This is a genomic window from Roseburia inulinivorans DSM 16841 (assembly GCF_000174195.1).
Taxonomy (GTDB): domain Bacteria; phylum Bacillota; class Clostridia; order Lachnospirales; family Lachnospiraceae; genus Roseburia; species Roseburia inulinivorans.
This window is the reverse complement of the sequence record NZ_ACFY01000052.1, coordinates 1-21,639: the sequence shown is the minus strand read 5'-3', so window position 1 is coordinate 21,639 and position 21,639 is coordinate 1. Positions and strand designations below refer to the sequence as shown.

At 39.8% G+C, this 21,639-nt stretch carries 28 protein-coding genes and 1 pseudogene; 28 read left to right on the top strand and 1 reads right to left on the bottom strand.

The features are described 5' to 3' along the window. The 24 genes and pseudogenes from yedF to ROSEINA2194_RS05175 all read left to right on the top strand — a co-directional run bounded on the left by yedF (window position 1) and on the right by ROSEINA2194_RS05175 (window position 18,311). The gene (gene yedF, locus ROSEINA2194_RS05265) at window positions 1-642 is read left to right on the top strand and encodes a sulfurtransferase-like selenium metabolism protein YedF (RefSeq protein ID WP_007884237.1); all 642 of its coding nucleotides are present in this window, start codon (window positions 1-3) and stop codon (window positions 640-642) included. A gap of 12 nt (window positions 643-654) precedes the next feature. After that, window positions 655-1,506, top strand: a complete 852-nt coding sequence (yqeB, locus tag ROSEINA2194_RS05260; protein ID WP_007884235.1) for a selenium-dependent molybdenum cofactor biosynthesis protein YqeB — start codon at window positions 655-657, stop codon at window positions 1,504-1,506. 57 nt (window positions 1,507-1,563) lie between these two features. After that, window positions 1,564-2,709 (top strand): annotated as a pseudogene (locus tag ROSEINA2194_RS23485) (aminotransferase class V-fold PLP-dependent enzyme); the annotation flags it as partial. Beyond that, a complete protein-coding gene (gene yqeC, locus ROSEINA2194_RS23480; RefSeq protein WP_227970787.1) occupies window positions 2,689-3,420 on the top strand; it encodes a selenium cofactor biosynthesis protein YqeC in 732 nt (243 codons plus the stop codon). The pseudogene ROSEINA2194_RS23485 and the gene yqeC, both read left to right, overlap by 21 nt. After that, the gene (locus ROSEINA2194_RS05250; RefSeq protein ID WP_007884231.1) at window positions 3,417-4,466 is read left to right on the top strand and encodes a threonine aldolase family protein; all 1,050 of its coding nucleotides are present in this window, start codon (window positions 3,417-3,419) and stop codon (window positions 4,464-4,466) included. The genes yqeC and ROSEINA2194_RS05250 overlap by 4 nt, the downstream gene beginning before the upstream one ends. A gap of 33 nt (window positions 4,467-4,499) precedes the next feature. Beyond that, entirely contained in the window at window positions 4,500-5,519 is a 1,020-nt protein-coding gene (locus tag ROSEINA2194_RS05245) for an asparaginase (protein WP_044927264.1), read from the top strand. A 374-nt stretch (window positions 5,520-5,893) separates the two neighbouring features. Further along, window positions 5,894-6,829, top strand: a complete 936-nt coding sequence (locus tag ROSEINA2194_RS05240) for a hypothetical protein (RefSeq protein WP_007884227.1) — start codon at window positions 5,894-5,896, stop codon at window positions 6,827-6,829. Window positions 6,830-7,081: 252 nt separating this feature from the next. Then, the gene (gene tnpA / locus ROSEINA2194_RS05235) at window positions 7,082-7,450 is read left to right on the top strand and encodes an IS200/IS605 family transposase (RefSeq protein WP_007884226.1); all 369 of its coding nucleotides are present in this window, start codon (window positions 7,082-7,084) and stop codon (window positions 7,448-7,450) included. Between the two features lie 143 nt (window positions 7,451-7,593). Next, window positions 7,594-8,346 (top strand): relaxase/mobilization nuclease domain-containing protein, encoded by a 753-nt coding sequence (locus ROSEINA2194_RS19615; RefSeq protein WP_049887979.1) that lies wholly within the window; start codon window positions 7,594-7,596, stop codon window positions 8,344-8,346. A gap of 342 nt (window positions 8,347-8,688) precedes the next feature. Further along, the gene (locus ROSEINA2194_RS20910; RefSeq protein WP_007884223.1) at window positions 8,689-8,922 is read left to right on the top strand and encodes a hypothetical protein; all 234 of its coding nucleotides are present in this window, start codon (window positions 8,689-8,691) and stop codon (window positions 8,920-8,922) included. 213 nt (window positions 8,923-9,135) lie between these two features. Further along, entirely contained in the window at window positions 9,136-9,861 is a 726-nt protein-coding gene (locus tag ROSEINA2194_RS05225; protein WP_044927263.1) for a LytR/AlgR family response regulator transcription factor, read from the top strand. Beyond that, on the top strand, window positions 9,861-11,171 hold the full coding sequence (locus tag ROSEINA2194_RS05220; RefSeq protein WP_007884221.1) for a sensor histidine kinase: 1,311 nt from the start codon (window positions 9,861-9,863) through the stop codon (window positions 11,169-11,171). The genes ROSEINA2194_RS05225 and ROSEINA2194_RS05220 overlap by 1 nt, the downstream gene beginning before the upstream one ends. Before the next feature lie 132 nt (window positions 11,172-11,303). Further along, on the top strand, window positions 11,304-11,894 hold the full coding sequence (locus ROSEINA2194_RS05215; protein ID WP_007884220.1) for an accessory gene regulator B family protein: 591 nt from the start codon (window positions 11,304-11,306) through the stop codon (window positions 11,892-11,894). After that, entirely contained in the window at window positions 11,887-12,027 is a 141-nt protein-coding gene (locus ROSEINA2194_RS20230) for a cyclic lactone autoinducer peptide (protein WP_007884217.1), read from the top strand. Before ROSEINA2194_RS05215 ends, ROSEINA2194_RS20230 begins: the two co-directional genes overlap by 8 nt. A gap of 109 nt (window positions 12,028-12,136) precedes the next feature. Beyond that, window positions 12,137-12,802, top strand: coding sequence for a hypothetical protein (locus ROSEINA2194_RS05210; protein WP_007884212.1), 666 nt, complete (start codon window positions 12,137-12,139; stop codon window positions 12,800-12,802). An 83-nt stretch (window positions 12,803-12,885) separates the two neighbouring features. After that, complete coding sequence (locus tag ROSEINA2194_RS21810; RefSeq protein ID WP_007884210.1) at window positions 12,886-13,077, top strand: hypothetical protein; 192 nt, start codon at window positions 12,886-12,888, stop codon at window positions 13,075-13,077. 47 nt (window positions 13,078-13,124) lie between these two features. Continuing rightward, on the top strand, window positions 13,125-13,670 hold the full coding sequence (locus tag ROSEINA2194_RS05205; RefSeq protein WP_044927262.1) for a hypothetical protein: 546 nt from the start codon (window positions 13,125-13,127) through the stop codon (window positions 13,668-13,670). A 208-nt stretch (window positions 13,671-13,878) separates the two neighbouring features. Then, window positions 13,879-14,916, top strand: a complete 1,038-nt coding sequence (locus ROSEINA2194_RS05200) for a DUF4885 family protein (RefSeq protein ID WP_007884208.1) — start codon at window positions 13,879-13,881, stop codon at window positions 14,914-14,916. Beyond that, the gene (locus tag ROSEINA2194_RS05195) at window positions 14,900-15,619 is read left to right on the top strand and encodes a DUF6033 family protein (protein WP_007884207.1); all 720 of its coding nucleotides are present in this window, start codon (window positions 14,900-14,902) and stop codon (window positions 15,617-15,619) included. Before ROSEINA2194_RS05200 ends, ROSEINA2194_RS05195 begins: the two co-directional genes overlap by 17 nt. Window positions 15,620-15,655: 36 nt before the next feature. Next, the gene (locus ROSEINA2194_RS05190; protein WP_007884206.1) at window positions 15,656-16,528 is read left to right on the top strand and encodes a hypothetical protein; all 873 of its coding nucleotides are present in this window, start codon (window positions 15,656-15,658) and stop codon (window positions 16,526-16,528) included. Next, window positions 16,438-16,632 (top strand): DUF3879 family protein, encoded by a 195-nt coding sequence (locus ROSEINA2194_RS23755; RefSeq protein ID WP_081453879.1) that lies wholly within the window; start codon window positions 16,438-16,440, stop codon window positions 16,630-16,632. Before ROSEINA2194_RS05190 ends, ROSEINA2194_RS23755 begins: the two co-directional genes overlap by 91 nt. 113 nt (window positions 16,633-16,745) lie before the next feature. Then, window positions 16,746-16,844 carry a hypothetical protein gene (locus ROSEINA2194_RS24030; protein ID WP_465226991.1) on the top strand — a complete coding sequence of 33 codons (99 nt, stop codon included), beginning with the start codon at window positions 16,746-16,748 and terminating at the stop codon, window positions 16,842-16,844. Between the two features lie 80 nt (window positions 16,845-16,924). Next, on the top strand, window positions 16,925-17,575 hold the full coding sequence (locus ROSEINA2194_RS05180; protein WP_007884205.1) for a hypothetical protein: 651 nt from the start codon (window positions 16,925-16,927) through the stop codon (window positions 17,573-17,575). Between the two features lie 76 nt (window positions 17,576-17,651). Continuing rightward, the gene (locus ROSEINA2194_RS05175; RefSeq protein ID WP_007884203.1) at window positions 17,652-18,311 is read left to right on the top strand and encodes a DUF3879 family protein; all 660 of its coding nucleotides are present in this window, start codon (window positions 17,652-17,654) and stop codon (window positions 18,309-18,311) included. Between the two features lie 81 nt (window positions 18,312-18,392). Here the strand turns inward: ROSEINA2194_RS05175 and ROSEINA2194_RS05170 are convergent, their stop codons facing one another. Beyond that, complete coding sequence (locus tag ROSEINA2194_RS05170) at window positions 18,393-19,070, bottom strand: RpnC/YadD family protein (protein ID WP_044927261.1); 678 nt, start codon at window positions 19,068-19,070, stop codon at window positions 18,393-18,395. Window positions 19,071-19,481: 411 nt separating this feature from the next. Here ROSEINA2194_RS05170 and ROSEINA2194_RS05165 point away from each other — a divergent pair, with 411 nt between their 5' ends. From ROSEINA2194_RS05165 to ROSEINA2194_RS05155, 4 genes are all read left to right on the top strand, one after another. After that, the gene (locus ROSEINA2194_RS05165; protein ID WP_044927259.1) at window positions 19,482-20,030 is read left to right on the top strand and encodes a GNAT family N-acetyltransferase; all 549 of its coding nucleotides are present in this window, start codon (window positions 19,482-19,484) and stop codon (window positions 20,028-20,030) included. 122 nt (window positions 20,031-20,152) lie between these two features. Next, window positions 20,153-20,998 carry an acyltransferase family protein gene (locus ROSEINA2194_RS05160; protein ID WP_252832555.1) on the top strand — a complete coding sequence of 282 codons (846 nt, stop codon included), beginning with the start codon at window positions 20,153-20,155 and terminating at the stop codon, window positions 20,996-20,998. Continuing rightward, window positions 20,995-21,207, top strand: a complete 213-nt coding sequence (locus tag ROSEINA2194_RS21805) for a hypothetical protein (protein ID WP_252832554.1) — start codon at window positions 20,995-20,997, stop codon at window positions 21,205-21,207. Before ROSEINA2194_RS05160 ends, ROSEINA2194_RS21805 begins: the two co-directional genes overlap by 4 nt. A gap of 14 nt (window positions 21,208-21,221) precedes the next feature. After that, a partial coding sequence (locus tag ROSEINA2194_RS05155; RefSeq protein ID WP_044927258.1) for a helix-turn-helix domain-containing protein occupies window positions 21,222-21,639 on the top strand: 418 nt, incomplete at its 3' end.

Sequence of the window (21,639 nt, the reverse complement as noted above, 5' to 3'; positions counted from 1 at the left end):
ATGAATATTCAGATTGACGCAAAAGGAAAACAGTGCCCATTGCCGGTGATCGAGGCAAAAAATGCAATTTCCGGCATGACAGAGGCAGGAATCGTGGAAGTGACTGTGGACAATGAGATTGCAGTACAAAATCTCACCAAAATGGCAGACCACAAAGGGTTAAAAGCAAAGAGCGAGAAAAAATCCAATCAGGAATACACGGTATGGATGGAAGTGACAGAAGAGTTTGTGAAAAATAATATAAAGGATGGGAATGTTTCATCCACACCGGTCACTGAGGAAAATTGTATTCCGGACATCCGAAAGAAAAAAACAGTCGTTGTGCTCGGTGCAGACCACATGGGCGAGGGGGATGAGAAGCTCGGAAAAATGCTGATGAAAGGATTTGTCTATGCGCTGACGCAGCTGGAGGAACTGCCACAGACGATTTTACTTTTTAATTCCGGTGCATATTTAAGCTGTGAAGGTTCCGACTCCGTCGAAGATTTAAAGAGCATGGAGGCGCAGGGCGTGGAGGTCATGACCTGTGGAACATGTCTGAACCATTACGGATTGACCGAAAAACTGGCGGTTGGTTCTGTGACCAATATGTATGTGATCGCGCAGACAATGATGGAAGCAGATCACATTGTAAAACCATAAAGGATAAGGAAAATGAAAAAAAATATCATTATCGTCCGCGGCGGCGGGGATATCGCCACGGGCACAATTTATAAACTGCACCAGAGCGGTTATCCGGTTCTGGTGACCGAAATTGCAAATCCGTCTGCAATCCGGCGTCAGGTTGCATTTTCGGAGGCGGTCTATGAGAAAAGTTACACTGTGGAAGGCGTTACATGTTATTTTGCAGAGAATTTGACACGGGCATATGAACTCCTGAAGCAGAGGAAAGTTGCGTTGATGATCGATCCGGACGGAGCGGTGATCCGGGAGGTGAAACCGGCGGCAGTGGTCGACGGAATCCTTGCAAAGAAAAATCTTGGGACTACAATGGATATGGCACCGTTTACGGTTGCATTAGGTCCCGGATTTACGGCGGGGGTGGACGTGCATGCGGTTGTTGAGACAATGCGCGGACATAAGCTTGGCAGAATTATTTATGAGGGAAATGCGATTCCGAATACCGGGATTCCGGGTGCTATCGCAGGTGTTGCGAAAGAGCGCGTGATTCATGCGGAGTGCGCAGGTATTTTATATGGAGAAAAAAAGATTTCCGATTACGTGCAAAAAGACGAAGTGATCGCCTTCATTTATCCGGATACGCAGGGGAAGGATGCTTCCGGGCAGGAGAAAAAAGACGGTGCATTTGCTGTGAGAGCCACCATTTCCGGGATTCTCCGTGGACTCATCCGGGACGGTTATCCGGTGACAAAAGGATTTAAAATTGCAGACATTGATCCGAGAGAATCCGAGTATGAAAACTGTTTTACAATCTCGGATAAGGCAAGATGCATTGCAGGAGGTGTGTTAGAAGCACTGCTTCATGCGGTAATCCTTCCAGAGTGATGGAAATAACGCAGGTATTCAGAGAAGCTGACAGAGGGAAAGGCAGGAACGGTTGCAATGATATACTTTGACAATGCCGCAACTACTTTGCAGAAACCAGAGGAGGTTGCACAGGCGGTAAAAGAATCATTTTCTTATATAGGCAATGCAGGAAGAGGGGCGAATGAGGCTTCTCTTTTTACATCCAGATTGATTTTTCAGACGCGGAAACAGATCGCAGAGCTGTTTCATATGGAAGATGGGGAACAGTCTTCTGCGGCAGAGCGTGTGGTGTTTACCATGAATGCGACCGAGAGCTTAAATATTGTGCTGAAAGGATTATTGCATCCGGGCGACCATGTGATCACTACTGAGATGGAACACAACAGTGTTCTGCGTCCGCTTTATGAGCTTGAGGAGAAGGGCGTCAGTGTCACAATCGTTGATTGTGAGAAAAATGGAACAATTTCCTGCGAAAAAATAAAGCAGGCAATCGGTAAAAAAACAAAAGCAATCGTGTGTACGCATGCTTCCAATGTGACAGGTGATGGAAATGATATCGCACAAATTGGAGCTTTGTGTGAAAAATATAATCTATATTTTATTTTAGACGCCTCCCAGACGGCAGGAGCTGCAGGAATCGACATGGAGCAGGATCATATTTCTGCAATCTGTTTTACCGGGCATAAAGGACTGTTTGGTCCGCAGGGAACCGGTGGGATCGCACTGGCAGATGGAGTGTGTGTGAAACCGCTTTTATCCGGTGGAAGCGGCGTACATTCATTTGAGAGAAAACATCCCATGGAGCTGCCGGCTGCTCTGGAGGCAGGAACGCTGAACGGACATGGGATCGCAGGACTCCATGCTGCTCTGGACTGGATCAAAAAGACCGGGATCGCAGCTATCCATGAGAAAGAAATGGCGTTAGCTGAACAGTTTCAGCGAGGAATTGAAACAATTCCGGGCATTCACCTCTACGGAGGTGAAAAACGGGTGGCAGCGATCGTATCGTGTAATCTGGCGGATCTTGATTCCGCTTATGTCAGTGACTGCCTTGCAGAAGATTATGGGATTGCGACAAGGGCGGGGGTACACTGTGCACCTCTGATGCACACCCATTTTGGCACAGAAAAACAGGGCATGGTACGATTTAGTTTCTCCTGTTTTAATACGACAGAAGAGGTGGAGAAAGCAGTCAGGGCGATGCAGGATATTGCAGCGGAAAACCGTGGAAAAGTGACGGCATATGTCGGAGCCGGAGGAAAGACGTCAAGTATCCGAAAGCGTGCCGAGACATTGCGCGCAGAGGGAAAAAGAGTTTTGATCCTTACGACAACTAAAATGATGGTGCCACAGGAGCAGGAGATATTTACAGCGTATGAGCAGACCGGGCAGGAGAGCGTAATATCAGCTACAGCGTCCGTCTGGCAGGAGCGCAGGGCAGCAGAAAAGCAACTGAAAGAGCGGGTACAGTCTGTCCTTGACACATACGGCTGCTGTGTCGCAGGGAGCCTGATCCCCGGCACGGAAAAGTTTGGAATGCTGCCGGAAAAGCTGATGGAGGATCTGCTATATCTGGCAGATGAGATTCTGATCGAGGCGGACGGTTCCGCACATATGCCGGTTAAAGCTCCGGCGGAGCATGAGCCGGTTCTGTTTCCCTACATGGATGAAGTTGTCATTGTCATGGGGGCACATGCGATTGGAAAACCACTGCGGGAAGTGTGCCACAGAGTCGACTATGCAAAAGAACTTTTAAAATGTGATGCCGACAAGATTGTGACAGCGGCGGATCTCAAGACACTTGCAGAGCAGGGATACGCGATTCCAATTCAGAAACAATATCCATGGATGAAAATTTCGAAAGTAACAGGAAAAGATATTAAGCTGTGTCTGACAGCTGAAAAGAAAGATAAAGTGAGGGACAAACAATGATTCGATTTAACAGTGACTACACAGAAGGATGCCATACGTCAATTTTAGAGAAGCTAGTTGAAACCAATATGGAGCAGACAGCAGGCTATGGAGAAGATGAGTATTGCGGACAGGCGAGAGAGCTGATCCGGAAGGCATGTGGGGATGAGCGTGCGGATGTGCATTTCCTGGTGGGAGGCACACAGACGAATGTCACTGTGATCTCAGCTGCATTAAAGCATTATCAGGGAGTGATCACGGCAAAAACAGGGCATATCAATGTCCATGAGACAGGCGCTCTGGAGGCATGCGGTCATAAATGTCTGTGTATTGAAACACCGGATGGAAAGCTGACGGCTGAGCAGATCGCAGCGTACACAGATGCACATTTTGCAGACGAGAGTTTTGAACATATGGTACAGCCGAAAATGGTGTACATTTCCAATCCGACAGAGATCGGAACGATTTATAAAAAGGCGGAACTGGAAGCAATTTATCAGGTGTGCAAAAAGCGTGGGCTCTATCTTTTCATGGATGGGGCGAGACTTGGCTATGGACTGATGTGCAAGGAAAATGATCTGACACTTTCTGATATCACAGCCAACACAGACGTATTCTATATCGGCGGAACAAAAGTGGGAGCACTTTTTGGAGAGGCAGTTGTGATCCGCAATGAGGAACTGAAAAAGGATTTCCGTTACAATATCAAACAGCGTGGCGGTATGCTGGCGAAAGGCAGACTGCTTGGAATCCAGTTCCTGACCTTGTTTGAGGAAAACCGGTATTTTGATATTTCCGCACATGCAGCACGATTAGCAGAAAAGTTAAAGGACGAATTAATAAAAATGGGAGTGAAATTCTATATTAATTCGCCGACCAACCAGCAGTTCCCAATCCTGCCGGATGCTGTGCTTGCGGAACTGAAAAAGAAATATAGTTTTGCTTATCAGGAGCGTATGGATGAGACACACAGTGCAGTCCGTTTCTGTACCTGCTGGGCAACGAAAGAGGAAAATGTGGATATGCTGCTTGCCGATATCCAGAAATTGTTAAAAGCTGATGATTAAAAATATGATGAAAGAGTGGAGAGAATGATTAACATGTCACCCAGGAAAAACATCTTACTCATCGCAACAGGCGGTACAATTGCATCCAAAAAATCAGACAACGGATTAAAACCACAGATCTCACCGGAAGAACTGATGCAGTATATTCCACAGGTGAAAGATATCTGTGATTTTCATGCTGTCCAGCTTTTAAATCTGGACAGCTCGAACATGGAGCCAGAACACTGGAAAATGATGGTGCATACTATCCATGAAAATTATGAAAAATACGATGGCTTCGTCATCGCCCACGGTACGGACACAATGGCATACACTGCGGCGGCACTTTCCTATATGATACAGAATTCAAAAAAACCGATCGTGATCACCGGCGCACAGAAACCGATCGACCTTGAGATCACCGATGCAAAATCAAATCTGCTTGACAGTTTTTTATATGCATCCGATGAAAACTCGCAAGGGGTTCAGATCGTTTTTGATGGAAAAGTCATTGCAGGAACAAGGGCGAAGAAAGTCCGTTCAAAAAGCTACAATGCATTTTCCAGCATTGATTTTCCATGTCTCGCCATGATCCAGGATGGCAATATCATGCGTTACATTCCACCGGTTCCGTATGAAGAGGAAGTACAGTTTTATGAGGAACTGGATGAAAATGTGTATCTGATCAAGATGATCCCGGGAATCAAGCCGAGAATTCTGCGCAGTGTCTTTGAGAATTACGACTGTATTATTGTAGAAAGCTTTGGGGTGGGTGGTATCCCGCAATCGATCGCCGATGATTTTTATAAGCTTTGTCAGGAGTTCCCGAACCGTCTTGTGGTAATGTCTACACAGGTCGCACACGAGGGCAGCGATATGACGGTCTATGAAGTGGGACACGATATGAAAAAATATTGCCGTTTTCTGGAATCTTATGATATGACTCTGGAATCTGTCATCGCAAAGGTGATGTGGATGTTAGGCAACCGGGAGGCACTTAGCGGTGATCTGGAAGATATCTTTTATAAAAATGTAAATTATGATGTTATTTTCGGGAAAAACAGGAAGTGTTGACAGAAGTATCATCTCCCGGACAGCCCAGAGGGAAGTGATATGTTGTGAAGTGTAGATGTCAGATTTCCCAAAACAGTGTTTTTAGCGGAAACCTCCATCTGCTAGTCAAATGCAAGCATTTGACTCTCGCGACATTCGCCAAATTGACACGCCAGCGTGTCAGCTTGGCTCATTGTTCGCGGATATAACACAACATAGGCGGCTGGCTCATTTGTGGTGAATGATAGATTGCAGATGTTGTATTGGCATATGAAAAAGTTCATAGAAAATTCAGTTGATTCCGTAAAGTTCCTCGCTTATAATGATATTGAGGCAGAGAGCCTTTTGCGGAATCTTAGAAGTGTTATGCACAATACAAAAGGAGGGATGCTGACTTGAATACAGAAATAGCAAATGCTGTGAATGCAGCAGGAGATAAGGCACAATATGATACTCGTGTTAAAAGGTTACTGGCACAGAAGAGTATATTAGCACATATTCTGGTGAAAACAGTCGATGAATTTAAAGGAATGAAGCCGGAAGATGTTGTGAAATACATCGAAGGCGAACCGAGTATTAGCGTTGTTCCGGTTGAGCCGGGATTAGCAAATATGGAAAAAACAGATGCTACAGGACAGCGTATAGTAGGTCTTAATACGGAAAATGCTGAAATTAATGAAGGATTAGTCAGATTTGATATCATTTTTTATGTCCGTATGAAAAATGGGCTTTCGCAGATTATTGTGAATATAGAGGCTCAGAAGGATGAGCCGACGGAATATAAAATTTTAAACCGGGCAATCTTTTATGTGAGCAGGCTGATTTCGTCACAAAAGGAAAGAGATTTTGTAAATACTAACTACGATGACATTAAGCAGGTATTGAGCATATGGATATGTATGAACATGGATGATAACAGCCTAAGCCATATCCATTTGACAAAAGATGAGATGTTAAAACCATGTAACTGGAAAGGTAATCTCGACCTGTTAAACATTGTGTTAATAGGAATCACAAATGAGATTCCGGAGCATGATGAAAAATATGAAATGCACCGGTTGATTGGAGCATTACTTTCAAGTGAACTGAAAGAACAGGAAAAATTGGATATTATAGAACATGAATATAATATTCCAATCAGTCAAGAATTTAGAGAGGATGTGAGCATTATGTGTAATCTGAGTCAGGGTATTGAAGACAAAGCAATTGCTAAAATTGTGATGAATATGTATAAAATAGGTTATACACCAAATCAGATAGCAGATGCTGTTGGTGTGAGTGTTGATGAAGTTGAAGCGATTATTAAGAAGAAAGAGCCTGCAATGGCGTAAGCTTTATTAACCAAAAAGATCTAAAAATAAGACGGCAAGTCGTCAACAAGTTGTTGATGATTTGCCGTCTTTGTTATGGGCTTTAGCCTGTTGAGTGCATCGGAGTTTCTCCCAACAGAGAAATGGAGATGTGCGAAACAATAAACCACCTGTTATGCGGGTGGTGCAACAAATTTGTTATACAAAAAAATCACCTTTCCGCTAAAATAGAGTTGTTCAGGCTACTATTTAACGAAAGGAAAGGTGATTTTAATGGCAAATCAAACAAATTCTATGGCACATACAAAATGGATGTGTAAATACAAAGGTGTGGAAATAATAGAAGGACACTTAATGCCAGATCATATCCATATGTTGGTAGGTATCCCACCGAAATATAGTATATCACAGTTTATGGGATATTTAAAAGGAAAAAGTGCACTAATGATATATGACAAGCACGCAAACTTAAAGTATAAATATGGAAATAGACATTTCTGGGCAGAAGGATACTATGTGAGTACAGTAGGATTAAATGAAGCAACAATAAAGAAATATATCCAAGAGCAGGAAAAACATGATATAGCTTTGGATAAATTAAGTGTAAAAGAATACGAAGACCCTTTTAAGGGTTGCTGGTAATACAAATGCCCTTTTAAGGGCAGCGACGAGTCAAAGGCATTAGTAGCTTGAACGAAAGTGAAAGCCAGCGTCTTTAGGCGCTGGCCGGTAACAAAGGCTTATAGCCGCTGAGCAAACCACCCATTTGACGGGTGGTACTGATTTTGGGCAGAAGAAAAGAACAGGTGGAAGATGGTGTGGTAAAGACAGAACCACACCTGTATAAAGCTTTCGGCAGTAACCGGGATAACTTTGCAAACAGCCTGCTTATGACAAGAAAGATGCATGACAAAAAGTACAGCAGATATAAGCAGAAGGAGATACTGGCACAGAAGCTTTCAATATCCTTCCACCCGGAGGATAATGACAGACTGACCTATGAGCAGGCATATAAAATAGCAGAAGATTTTGCGAGGGAGTTCTTCTGGTCAAAAGGATATGAAGTATTGTTTGCAGTGCATACAGATACAGCACATACACATGTGCATTTTCTGGTAAGCAACTGCAATGTAAAAGATGGAAAGTCCTTCAGACGGGGACCGGCAGAGCTGAAGGAAATGTGCAGATATTTCGGGGAACAGTGCAGGGAATATGGACTGACACATTCGTATCGTGACAGCTACTATGTAAAGGACAAAGACAGGGAACGTCAGAACTTTGCAGAATATCAGATGAAAAAGCGGGATAAGCTGTCGTTTCGGGAGGAGATAAAGGTGCTTCTGCGAAATGCCATGAACAGACCGAAGAATAAGACTTTGCAGGATGTGATTGATTATGCGAAGAAGTATTATCTGATGGATGTTCGGCTCCGGGGCAATACCATATCCTATGCCCTGAAATACAGGACGGATAAAAAGGAAAGCCGATGGCGGTCAGAGAGAGCAGGCTTGGTGCAAGATTTACTGTCGCAGGGATAACTGAATATCTGAAAAAGAAGGAAAAAAGCAGATATTGAACAGGAATCTGGAAGATATGATGATTATGCGGAATGGGATATATCTGATGTTAAGGAAAGTGTCAGTATAGATACAGCAGGGAGTGTTCAAAAGGAATATGAAAAGACAGAAGGGAATATCAGTGTATATGAGGGCTTTGACCGGTTCTGTGAGAAAGAGAACATTCGTGATGACGAGGAGGAAGTATTCTATGGTGCTGCGTTTGATGAATTTAACCGGGAGTGGCAGGGAATAGCAGCGGAAGAACAGACAGAACCGGCTTCCCATAAAGAAGAGCAGGAGATACCACCAGATTATACGAAGATGTCCATACAGGAGCGTGTCAGACAGCTCCCAACGCCAACAGATGATACTTCACAGGAATTTGAAGCATATAAGAACAGGATGGGATATGATGCGGCTAAGATGAAGAGTATCCGTTATAAGATGAGTGTATATGATGAATTCTTAGAGGAACTGGAAGCCAGAAAGAAATACCATGGAACGAAAGCATATGGCAGACAGAGCACAAGGAAGCGTGATAGAGGGGAAAGGTGAAAATAATTTTGATGATCGTACCATATCGGCAATTATAAAAAGTGCCGATATGGTGCAAAATATTTCCTGATTCTGCTCGTAAATTTCCAATTCTGCAATAGCACTTGAACTTTACTGCAAGACACGGATAATAATTATGGGATAATATATGAAAATGTAGATGACCTGCCGATATACACACAGAGTGGACTATGATATGAGGAGGTGAATGCGGTGTTATCGATTGCAATATGCGATGATGAAGAATATTTTAGAATAACCGAAAAGCAGCTTATATTAAAATATATGGCAGGGAAAAACTGCGAATGTATGATTGACATGTATGAGTCTGGAAAAGAATTATTAGCATTAAAGTCAGCAATTTCCCAATATCATATTATTTTTCTTGATGTGAATATGGAAGAAATTGATGGAATAGAGACAGCAAAGGAAATACGGAAAATAACAAAAGATGTTTTTATTGTTTTTGTGACGGCTTTTATTACATATGCGTTGGAAGGATACAAGGTGGATGCAGTAAGGTATCTCATAAAGGATCATGAAAGCCTTGAAAAAGCAATGACAGAGTGTATGGATACAATCCTTGAAAAAATGGATTATGAAGAAAACGAAATGACTTTTGATTTTCAGGAGGGGAAAACAACAATCAGTCTGGAAAATATTCTTTATATAGAAAGCAATCTGCATCGACTGATATTTTACATGGTGGGTGAAGATGCAGTTCATTATACAATATATACGAAACTGGATGATGTAGCAGAATCACTGCAGAATAAAGGCTTTTGCCGGATTCATAAAAGTTATCTGGTAAATTTGAAATATGTAGAAAGTGTGGAGCGTTACAGGGCTGTGCTTTCAAATGGAAAAAGTCTTGCAATATCAAAGGCGAGATTTTTAGATACAAGAAACGAATTTGCTTGTTACAGAGGTGAAATTTAATGGAAATGCATATTTTTGGAGTGCTGTATACAGTGCTTTTTGTAATATTGTGTGTGATGTTTATCGGGACTTTTTCAGAAAAAAGAGACCTGTCGGGTAAATGGTGTCGCTATGCTGTCATCGGAGCTATGATTTTGGCAGACTACTTTATTTCCGTAAAACTGGATGGTGACATTATACTGAAAGAAATAGCAATCATTGTGACTGGAACGCTTTTTATGTGTTTGTGTTTCAGACAGCGGTGGATAAAAACAGCAATCTTTGTTTTGTTATATCAGGGAATCTGTTTTGTGACGGATTATATTTCTATTATAATGCTGTCTAAATGTTTTCCGACAATTACGATGGAACGTTTATCGGAACCACTGATAAATGCAATGCTAGGAATTTTAAGCCAGATGCTGCAGGTCTGTTTTATTATGGTGCTGCGAAGATATGTTGTAAAAAAATCCTCGGAAATGCTTACCACATTAGAATGGGTAAGATTTACAATCTTTCCGATTTATACAATCATTGTCCTGATTGCACTTCTGACAAATTTTGAAATTCCGGAAAGTGATCATCAGAAAAATATATTGATCTGTATCGCGTTTGGGTTGCTGGTGATGAATATTATTGTTTTTTGCCTGATCAATGATATATTGAAGCGGGAAGTACAGATAACAGAGAAACGCTTATTGCTGGAGCGGGTTAAAAATGAAACCGGAATGTACCGGACGATTTCAGAAAATTATGATAAACAGAAAAAAAGAGAACATGAGTATAAAAACCAGCTTGCACTCATTGCAGCGTTAGCCAGTGAAAACAGAGTAGACGAGATCAATCATTATCTGAAGCAATACAATCATGAAATCATGCAGCACACAGATTTCATTGATACAAATAATGTAATTGTCAATGCAATATTAAACTCAAAGTATCAGGAGACAAGGGAAAAAGGCATTGTATTTGTTGTAAAGGTAAATGACCTGTCGGATTTGAGAATAAAAGATGAGGATATTGTTCTGATATTGTCAAATTTATTAAATAATGCGATAGAAGCATGTGAGCAGTGCGAAAAACCAATCATAAAAATGAAATTTGTAAAAGAAGAACATCAGATTGTCCTGTCTGTTGCAAATACATTTTCAGTCACCCCGGTAATCGTTGGGAAAAGATACATAACAACAAAAACTAAGGAAGCAGACAGACATGGGATCGGACTGGAAAATATAAAGGAAACCGTTGGAAAATATGACGGTTCCTGCGTGATAAAACATGATGATGATAATTTTAAGGTTGCAATTTTAATACATAATCAGGAAAAGTAGATGCGATTTATAGTTGTATCTACTTTTTTTATTTCCAATTCTGCTTTAAAATTTCCAATTCTGCAATGGATATACAGAATTAGACAGGAAATGACGAATAAAAAGATAAAGTGAACTGGAGATGATGAAGTCATGACAGAATATATTGCAAATATGTTGACAAAGAACATGTATATGGATGGTCTGATTAAAGAAAGCGAAGAGAGTATTTATTCATATTCCATACAACTTATTGTTGAAAAGATAATAGGATTTTCGGCTATTTATATGATAGCGTTATTTCAAGGATATTTTTTTGAAACTGTTTTATTTACTATATCTTTATCAAATTTAAGAAAGTGCACAGGTGGGTATCATGCAAACAGTTTTAGAGGCTGTTTTATTGGAACGGTAAGTATTTATCTTATATATATAAAATTGATATACCCATATCTTCTTAATAATATGAAGATAAATATGATTATTTTTCTTGTATCGGCAATGGCTATTTTTGTATTAGGAGCAGTAAATCATCCTGGCATGGATTGGAATAAGGAAGAATTCGAGGAAAATAAGAAACTTGCCAGAATAACAGTATTTGTGGAATTGCTAGTTGTTATTGCACTTACATATCTTGGAATGGTAGAAAAATATATTCTGTTTATGAGCTTTGGAATGATTTTATGTGCAATTTTATTAACACTGGGAAAAATAACGGGACAGGAGGTGAAATGTGATGAGTAATAATATTAAGAAAGAGTTATTAGGCTTAATGCAAAAAGCTGTAAAACTTGAGGTAGAGAAGAATGGAAATGAAGCTTCTCGCTATTGCCCGGTTATTTTGCATCAGCCTAAAAGACCTAAAAAACTGAAATAGGTAATGAAAATATTACTGTGTAAATGGAAGGAGAGAAAAGATAATGAAATTAAAAAACAAAGTAGCCATGTTGTTGGCATTGAAGCGTAGAAGTATGTAGGAGGTTGAGATGATGCAATCAATATCAAGTTATATTAATCCCAATACAAGAGCACTTACATCTAATTATAAAAATACAGTTATTAAAGATAAGGAAGCATATAACGGGGCGATGTCGCAGCACTTACTAAATCCGGTAGAGGATCTGGCACAAGCGTTAAAAACACCAATAAAATTGGCGAAAGGTGCTTCACTTAGCAGACAGAATAATTCTGTTAATATTGCAGAAGGACAAAGTATTCGTGTTAATGGAGGTCATGTGCTTACGGTTACGACGCATGGAGTAGAGGTTTCTGGTGGAGATAATCCGTATGATACAGAATCTTATGTAAAAGCACAGAGAATGGCAGATGCATTGGCATCCATGCTGCGAAATGCAGGTGGGACAATGACTACTGTAGCACATTCAAAGGAGGAATATGCCCGGTATACAGAAGGAATTACGGATGTTATGTCTTATCTGGGTATAGACACTTCCAAAGATTTTACGGTCAATGGTATGAAATATAGCAAAAATAAAGATGGCTGGTATGAGTCAGAAGCGAATAGTGAGGCGCAGACGGCATATGAACAGTTAAAAGCGAATAACAGAACCTATCAGTTTGCAGACGAAAAACCAAAAAACAGATTGCTTATATTAGTGATTATTACCTTCAAACAGTACCGGAGAGTGTAAAAGCGGCGTGGCAGGAAACATTAGAAGAAACGGGGGTTAATCCATTTCAGACTGATTTATCCAGTACATTAACGCAGCTATCTGTGGAGCAGGATTTTCAGACAGGTGGTAATGACAATATTTTTGGAGAAACGAAAGAAAGCTGTTTGGCAGCTATCAACAAAATATTGGAGAGAATAGAAAATCCATTGGCAGCAATGACAGAGGAAAGGGCAGCATATCTGCAACAGGAAAAAGAATTTTATACAGTGTTGGCATCTAAAATAGGAGAATAATTTTATGCATGATGCAAAAATGATATTGAAATTGGAGGAATAGAAGTATGCACATTGGTTCTGGTCTAAATACGGTATCTTCAATGTACCGCCAACAAAAAGGCAATAATATGAAAGCCCCTGCATCTGCGGAAAAGACATTTTATACGGCTGAAACACCAAAGGTATACCAGATATTCACAACAGATAATATGTTGTGGACAGGAGGTAATGGTACAGGTCTTTCTTATTGTCTTAAATATGCGGATGATTCGACGGATGAAAATCCTGTGGTGTTAGCGAAAGGTGTGGATGAAAACGGGAAAGAGTTTGAGCAAAGAATTTATATCAATGATGTTAATCCATCAAATGCTACAGTAGTCGAAATGCGTGCATTGGAGGCACATTACAAAGTGGAAAAGCAGGGAGGTTTCACGTCTCTGCCGCTTGAAGCTGGTAATATGGGACTTAACGACAGAAGAGATTTTATCGCAATGTTCAAAAAAAGCATAGAAGATTTAAACAAATTGGGAAGGTTTGACTTATCGTTGCTTTGGACGAAAAGTATGGATACATATCTTAATTTGCCAAATGCAAATAGTAAGTATAAATAGTGCTTAGTCATTTGAACATAGGAAAAAAAGAGAACTTGGATTACATATCATATTGAGGCTGAGAGAAATCTAATAGGTGACATAGTCGGAAGAACTCCGAATAATGAAGAAAAAATGTGGAAAATAAAATGAAAAAAGTTTATCGATAGGGTTTCAGTATGATTTACATGATACAGATTATAAGACTTATATAAGGCAGGGGGATAATATGGTTACTGTAAATAATTCTGACTATTATAATAACATTCCAGCGGGCAGGGATTTAAACAAGCTGCCCAATAATTCCAGCGCCGGTACAACTGTAGGATATCAATATGATGGACTTACAGAGGAGGATCGTTTCGTACAAAAAGTTTTGCGGGAGCATTATGATAAAATGTACAAAGAAAATATGTCGCATTCTGATCCAATGGCATATGTCATATCGAAATATTGTGATGTGACTTCACCTAACTTTTGCTCATATATGACAGAAGACCAGCGTTCCATAGCTTACCGTACAGAGAAAAGAATGTTACAATCCGGAGGAAAACCTGTGGGTGGATTTGCACGGTATGATTATGCATTAAGGAATTACAAGGATGTATATACAGGTGGTTCAAGAAGTGTTGGTTATGTACGCAATACTGACAGGGAAAAACAGTATGCCAGAAGTGTTGTAAATCAGCAAATTTCAAATCTACTTTCAAAGAATGGGATATCAATATCAAAACAGGCAGATTTGGTATTTTCTATTGACCCATATACATATCAACTAACGGTGTCGGGAAATGCAGATAGAGATACATTATCGCAGATAGAAACATTACTGAATGAAGGGGATAATGCGAAAAATATATGGACACATGCGTGGATTTGTATGCATGATGCAGACAATGAAATTGTTAATTCGCAAGCAAATATGAAAAAGGCGAACCAATATTCTTTATGGCATGAAGTGTATGAGACAACAGGGTATGATGCACGCAATGCGACATATAGAAATGGTACTTTTATTGCAGAGGATGGCACAGATTTACTTGCCTTGTTTAAGGAAAAGGCTAAAAATGGCGCAGGGTATGAACTTTATTCTAATAGATGGTTGGAATATGCTAAGAATGGCTGGAAAAAAGAAAATGATTTAGTATTGAAAATAGGATTTGACAGCAGTGGATTGTATGATATAGGGCAGGAAAAAGGATATGGAGCAGCACAGAATATGTGGATGAAAGGTGTTAGCCAAAGTATGTTTGAAGCTAGAGTGTAATCAATATTATATTGATTCTGAGAGAAATCCAACAGGTGGCATAGTTGGAAGGACTCCAAATAATGAAAGGAGATATGTTAATATGGCGGTTACAGGAATAGGAACATATGCGTCATATACGAATAGTTATGGCAATACACAAAATGCTGGAAACAAAACGGGCAGGACATATAAGAATGCTCATGAATATAAGAACTATTTAACACAAAAATACGAATGTTTACGAAGCAGGGATTATTCCGTAAATATAAACAGTTCTCTTTTGTCAAAGGCTATGGGAGATGAAAAGACAAAACAATGGTTGGAGTACAATTTATCGCTAATACCAAAAACAATAGAACAGTCAAGAGCTTATGTGGCAGCAAGAGGAGCAAAGATACTGAGTTATAGTATTACTATAAATGGATATGATAGCATGAGTTCTGTAATGTGTACTCAAGATGAAGTTGATCCGGGAACAGAAAAAGCAAGGAAAGAACTTGAAGAAAGACTCGAGAAAAGGAAAGCAGAAAAGAAAGAGACAGAGGAAAGACTGGAAAAACAGCGTGCCGAAAAACAGGAGCAGGAAGAACGGCAATATAATCTGAAAATTGATGGAAAAGATGTAGATGACCTGACAGGAAAAATGGTGGAATTGCTAGGTACTTCAACTTCTATAGGAGTGACAGAAAATGGAGTTTCGGCATTTGATGCTTTGGCATAGGAACTTTGATATAAAAGTGTAAGGGAGCATAATGTTATGACAAAAATAAGTAATACAGGAAACAGTTTTGATATATGGAATCTGCTCGATTGGTCAACTGTAAACAATGGAGAAAAATCAAAACAGATGCAGGATGCGGTGCCGGAATTAAAAGGGCGGAAAATTAGAATTGACAGTCTGGAACTGTCAAAGGAAGGTATGGCGGCACTACGTGGAAGAGTACAGAGCATGCCGGGACGTATTGATATGGAAGAAATGATGCAGATGAGAGAAATTCTTCCGAAATTGAAACTGAATCCAGAGGATGATTTCTATTGGGCAATGAGAGAGGATATGCAGAATTCACTTGATGCAATCAAGCAGTCAAAGGGGAATTATACATTAGATGACCTGATTTCCATCCGGATGGATGCATACACCAGACAGTATAACGCTTTGCAAAAGTCGTATGAGGATGACAGTCGGGATATTTACATATGCGATGGTTCCAATGCGGAGGGAAAGCTACAGTACCATAAGGTATCAAAGGGAGAAGACGTGACATTTTTAAATCAGGCATTTGATCGTATTGCAGACAGCTTGGGCTTTACAGCAAATGGATGTGAAAGCCAGTTAAAGATTAATGAATTATTTGGTGGACAGAAAGCACCTGAACTGTCTTTGCCGGATAATTATGAAGAAAAACTATCTGGCATTATGAAGAAAGCTGCGGCTACATATGCAGAACAAAAGAAGAATGGAAACAATGTGAATGCTACAAATCTGGCACTGAAATACCTAAATGAAGATGCAGACTTTTCCGATGTCATGCATCAGCTATTTTCAAATATCAGACCGATGAGAATATTGCACAGAAACACAAAATTATCTCTATTCCAGAAAGCAGTCGTGAAGAAATGTATGAGCTGACCAAGCGGGAATTCCTGCAAAATAATGGAATTCAAAATGGCGATACGACAAAAAGAGGCGATGTTTATAATAATCTCTATAAAAAGATGTCTATGAAAGATTGATTAGCCGCAGGAAATACACTACAACAGTATGAAACGGCTTACAGGCAGGCATTTATTGCAACGGTCAAAGAGCAGATCCGGAATGGGATTTAGGGAAGCCGTTTTCGGCAAGTTTGTTGGATAATGTATCAAGGGAAGATATTGAAAAATCGTTACATAATAACGGAAAACTCTGGTACAAAGTAATATTGATTTGCAGATTTAGTATATAATTCGCTTGATGTTTTATGAAAGGTATTTCGCAGTCAGAAAATGTGATAAAGTGTGTCGTTGTGGAGAAACATGAAAACTTATGATAGAAAAAAGTAAAAGTGGAGTTTCAATAATAGGTGGTGCCGATGGTCCAACCAGTATTTTTATAGCTGGCAAAATACAGAAAAAATCTCTAAAAGTTAAAATACGAAATGCCATCTACAAACATAAACACAAAAGAGCAGAGAAAAAAATAGTTGCAGGTGCACATACACTGAATGAATTGGTGCAATATGCACTGAATAAATATGATTTAGTTGAAATTAATGTGGCGGAAAGAAAATGTATTGAACAACGAATAAATTTGAGGGAGAGCTTGATTTTACAGCATAAGCCGGAAGTTTTAGGAGAAATGAAGGATATTCCAAAGCCGGATATTTCTAATGAAGAATCTGTCAGACAATATTTGAATAAAATAAAGGCTCGAGGTGAAATGATTGCCGAAATGTCAGATGATATCATTCCTATGAACTTTCATTTATATGAAATAAGAATAGGTGATGATGTTCTTGAAATGGAGATTGATTACATTTGGAATATATTTGGTATATCCTATTCTGGAAACAGGAAAGTAATGAAAAAATTTGAGAAGATTTCAAAGGATTTGTATCTTTATTATGGTGTTAGTGAAGATGATATTAAGAAAAGAACGGAAAGATATTCATCGCTGGTAGCAGCATTGAGTTCATAAATTACTACTACTCTAGATAAAAGTAGTATTCCGATAAGTTAAAAGATAAAAGTTTAAAAAATAGGGAGGCTGTTTTATGTCAAGGATAACGGATTATGCTTTTTTATTTCAGAAATCATTTGGAACATCAGGAGTAAATGCAATAGGTAGTTTTCAGTTGTCACAACTTAATAGCAGTTCTGTTCAATCACAGCTAAAAGCTGCTGGAATTAATACGAACAGTAAACAGTATAAAGCAGCTGTTAAGAAGATGATGTCTGCCGGAAATGGTGCGATGTATGGCAATATTCAGGGAATAAAAAATCTGATGAGTCATTATGATAAGGATGGAGATTATATTAATCCTGTAAATGGATTGGCAGGACTTTTGGTGACAGATGACAACGAGAATTCGAGAAGAAGGATCATATCAATTCTGGATAGCAGCAAAGAAGAAATGTATGAACTGACAAAAAAAGAATTTCTGCGTGAAAATGGTGTATGCAATGGTGATACAACAAAACGAACAGATGTGTATAACAATTTGTATCGCAAAATGTCCAAAAAGGACAGGCTGGCTGCCGGGTACACCCTTGAAAAATATGAGAGAATTTACAGACAGGCTTTTTATGATGCCGCAAAAAAGGCTGATCCTAACTGGGAAATTGGTAAGCCAATCAAAGCTGGAGCACTTGATGATGTTACAAGAGAGACTGCAGAGACAGGAAAATCCCCTGCACAGGCAACACTTTCATAAAATCTTACATACACACTTGACAATATCCCTCTGAAGAGAGAGGGGCGGCGTGAATCTGCGTGCCCCTGTAGCTTTGCTATACTATTGATTGGCTTTGAGAATTTTTATATCATCCAAAGATACACCAGAGAAAGCAGCAATTTCTTCCAGGGAAAAGTTGTTAGTTTTTAACATACGTTTGGCGGTTTCAATTGCCGCATGTTTTTCACCCTCTGCAAAACCGTATTCATATTCAGCTTTCCGTAACTTCTTTTCTTCCAATTCTTTATCATACTCAAAAATACTCATACTGATAACCTCATTTCGGTTTCGGGCAAGAAATTCCGCCAGAATCCCTTCCCGGATGCATTCGTCCACAGCACGTTTTACAGCCTGATTTAAAGGCATGTCTGACGCATAGTGGCGCACTCTGGCAACATACTGTGCATATTCTTTTAACATACTGCAATGCTGCATCAACTCTGCATTGTGTCCTTCATTGACATTCAAAACAGTAACAATTAATTCGAGCTTTGGTTTACCTGACAGATGTTCAAATGCTGAGGAAAGCCGAAGCTCTGTACGGTCAGATATCGCAGTTGAACCATTGTAAAACTCGATAAAATCACTTTGATTGACCGCATTGTAAAGTGAGAGCAGATTCTTCCGGTCAGAAAATAACATCCGGAAAATGGTGTCCTTGTAGTTCCGGTTTGTTGTCGGTGTTTTAACGGTGAAGTTTCTCTTTGACCTGTTACGGTTTCTTTTACATTTTGCCATAATCGTTTCCTCCTGATATGTGGCAGAACAGCCTATGTTTAAAACGGTTCTCTGCTTGCAGGAGAATAACAACTGTTTATGATTCCAAGTTCATTTCGTCTCCTGCTTTTCAATTGTTGATGGGTAACAAAAAGCATAGATACGAATGAAGTACGCAGATTATTTTGGGTTAATCTGTCGTTCTTAGAATATAGATGACAAAAATGTCATGAAGATTTTGTAAAATATGCTTTTAGTCATTGTAACACAGAAATTATATTGGAAGCAAGAAAAATTGGCTGTTTACTTCAACTTTTTTGTAGAGTAAAATAATAAAATTATAATTAGTGAAAATTTTGGGGGAAAGATTTGCATCTTATGCTGTATGATATCATAATGGTGCAAAGGATACTTTGGAAAGGTGGTTTGGACATGAAATTTGGACCGATTGAAATCAAGGATAAAAGTAATCGGACGATCGTACTGAGAAATGCAACGCCGGAAGATGCAGAAGATTTAATCACGTACTTAAAAGTCACCACAGCGGAAACACCATATCTGATCCGGGAACCGGAAGAAGTTATCATGACACAGGAGCAGGAGACAGCGTTTATCAATAATTGCCTGAATTCGGACAGATCCTTAATGTTAATTGCAACGTTGGATGGAAAACATATCGGAAACTGTTCTTTCAATCCGGTTGGAAACTATAAGAGATATCGGCACAGATGCGAAGTGGCAATTGCTTTATATCAGGAATTCTGCGGATATGGTATTGGAAAAATCATGATGGAAACAGTGCTGAAAGCAGCAAAAGAGATTGGATTTGAACAGGCGGAGCTTGAAGTGATCTCGGATAATCAAAATGCAATTACATTGTATGAAAAACTGGGATTCCAGAAATATGGCACATTTCCAGATAACATGAAATATGCGGATGGACATTATGCGTCTGCGGACTGGATGATGAAAAAATTATAAGATAACAAAAACTGCCCTCGTTTTTAACAAAATCCATCCGGTATTGTTAAGTATACCTGGTGGATTTTCCATTTTCTGCAATTTATAATAATGTTAAAAATAATTGCAAAGGTGGTAAAAATATGAGAAAGTTATACATAGACAATATCAGATGGATCACAGTTGTGCTTGTGGTTTTGTATCATATTATTTATATGTTCAATGGAATTGAAACATTTGGAGTGATCGGACCATTTTCGGATGTGCAATATCAGGATGCATTTCAGTATATCGTATACCCATGGTTTATGCTGTTGTTGTTTGTAATATCAGGAATGAGCGCAAGGTATGAGCTGGAACATCGCTCAGAAAAAGAATTTATAAAAAAAAGGACGGGAAAATTATTGGTTCCATCCACCCTTGGGCTTTGGGTGTTCTGGTGGATTTTAGGATACTACAATCTGCTGATCGGCGGTGGATTAGAGCAGATGGCAGCAGTTCCAAAACCGGTTATATTTATCATCATGGCAGTCAGCGGCATAGGACCGCTATGGTATATCCAGATGTTATGGATTTTTTCGGTATTGCTCGTATGGATCCGCAGAGTGGAAAAAGACAGATGGTGGAAGCTGGGAGAGAAAGCGGACATTCCATTTCTTGTGCTGTTTGCAATTGTGATCTGGGGCGCAGCTCAGATTTTGAACACACCAGTGGTTGTGGTATACCGTTTCGGTATCTATGGGGCTGGATTTTTTGTGGGATATTTTGTTTTGTCTCATGATGAAGTGATGGATCGTCTGGAAAAATGTTGGCTGCCGCTTGCGGTGTGTGCCGTAATTTTAGCGGCTGCATTTACAGTGTTATACTGGGGCAGACCATACGCCGAGCATTCAGTTTTAGACACATCGCTATGCAGCCTGTTTGCATGGATCGCGGTTATTGCAGCTTTGGCTTTCATGAAAAAATGGGGGATATTTCCAACACATTGACAAGATGGATGGCAGCGAAATCATGGGGACTTTATTTATTCCATTACCTTTTCATTGCGATGACAGCATATTATCTGACCATGTATACAAAATTGCCGGCAGTGCTTCTTTATCTTTTTGTGGCAGCAGCGGGATTTGCCGGTGCATATCTGGCTTATGAGATCATCCGCCGTATTCCGGTGCTCCGGTGGACCGTCTGTGGAATTTGAGGAAAGAAAAAATAATGTTTGCAGAAAATCTCATTCAGCTTCGAAAACTAAATCATATGTCACAGGATGAACTGGCAGATCAGATCGGTGTGTCGAGACAGACACTCTCGAAATATGAGACAGGGGAATCCCTGCCGGATATCGAAAGGTGCAAAAGGCTCGCAGATGTCTTTGGCGTGACGGTGGATGACCTGATCAATTATGAAAAAAAGGATTCTCTTGGCTTAGAAGTTCCACCGAAGGGAAAACACATTTTCGGCATGGTAAAAGTAGGTGAGAAAGGTCAGATCGTGATCCCGGCAAAAGCCAGAAAGATATTCGATATCAAGCCCGGAGATAATCTCATTGTGCTTGGTGATGAGGGGCAGGGCATTGCGCTGATCAAGGAAAAAGGACTGCTTGATCTTCTGAAAGCCGCCAGGGAAGAACATT

Coding starts and splice junctions, on each gene's coding strand:
- yedF (WP_007884237.1), top strand. CDS start 1: ATGAATATTCAGATTGACGCAAAAGGAAAACAGTGCCCATTGCCGGTG.
- yqeB (WP_007884235.1), top strand. CDS start 655: ATGAAAAAAAATATCATTATCGTCCGCGGCGGCGGGGATATCGCCACG.
- yqeC (WP_227970787.1), top strand. CDS start 2,689: ATGCAGGATATTGCAGCGGAAAACCGTGGAAAAGTGACGGCATATGTC.
- ROSEINA2194_RS05250 (WP_007884231.1), top strand. CDS start 3,417: ATGATTCGATTTAACAGTGACTACACAGAAGGATGCCATACGTCAATT.
- ROSEINA2194_RS05245 (WP_044927264.1), top strand. CDS start 4,500: ATGTCACCCAGGAAAAACATCTTACTCATCGCAACAGGCGGTACAATT.
- tnpA (WP_007884226.1), top strand. CDS start 7,082: ATGGCAAATCAAACAAATTCTATGGCACATACAAAATGGATGTGTAAA.
- ROSEINA2194_RS20910 (WP_007884223.1), top strand. CDS start 8,689: ATGTCCATACAGGAGCGTGTCAGACAGCTCCCAACGCCAACAGATGAT.
- ROSEINA2194_RS05220 (WP_007884221.1), top strand. CDS start 9,861: ATGGAAATGCATATTTTTGGAGTGCTGTATACAGTGCTTTTTGTAATA.
- ROSEINA2194_RS05215 (WP_007884220.1), top strand. CDS start 11,304: ATGACAGAATATATTGCAAATATGTTGACAAAGAACATGTATATGGAT.
- ROSEINA2194_RS20230 (WP_007884217.1), top strand. CDS start 11,887: ATGAGTAATAATATTAAGAAAGAGTTATTAGGCTTAATGCAAAAAGCT.
- ROSEINA2194_RS05210 (WP_007884212.1), top strand. CDS start 12,137: ATGATGCAATCAATATCAAGTTATATTAATCCCAATACAAGAGCACTT.
- ROSEINA2194_RS05205 (WP_044927262.1), top strand. CDS start 13,125: ATGCACATTGGTTCTGGTCTAAATACGGTATCTTCAATGTACCGCCAA.
- ROSEINA2194_RS05200 (WP_007884208.1), top strand. CDS start 13,879: ATGGTTACTGTAAATAATTCTGACTATTATAATAACATTCCAGCGGGC.
- ROSEINA2194_RS05190 (WP_007884206.1), top strand. CDS start 15,656: ATGACAAAAATAAGTAATACAGGAAACAGTTTTGATATATGGAATCTG.
- ROSEINA2194_RS05180 (WP_007884205.1), top strand. CDS start 16,925: ATGATAGAAAAAAGTAAAAGTGGAGTTTCAATAATAGGTGGTGCCGAT.
- ROSEINA2194_RS05175 (WP_007884203.1), top strand. CDS start 17,652: ATGTCAAGGATAACGGATTATGCTTTTTTATTTCAGAAATCATTTGGA.
- ROSEINA2194_RS05170 (WP_044927261.1), bottom strand. CDS start 19,070: ATGGCAAAATGTAAAAGAAACCGTAACAGGTCAAAGAGAAACTTCACC.
- ROSEINA2194_RS05165 (WP_044927259.1), top strand. CDS start 19,482: ATGAAATTTGGACCGATTGAAATCAAGGATAAAAGTAATCGGACGATC.
- ROSEINA2194_RS05160 (WP_252832555.1), top strand. CDS start 20,153: ATGAGAAAGTTATACATAGACAATATCAGATGGATCACAGTTGTGCTT.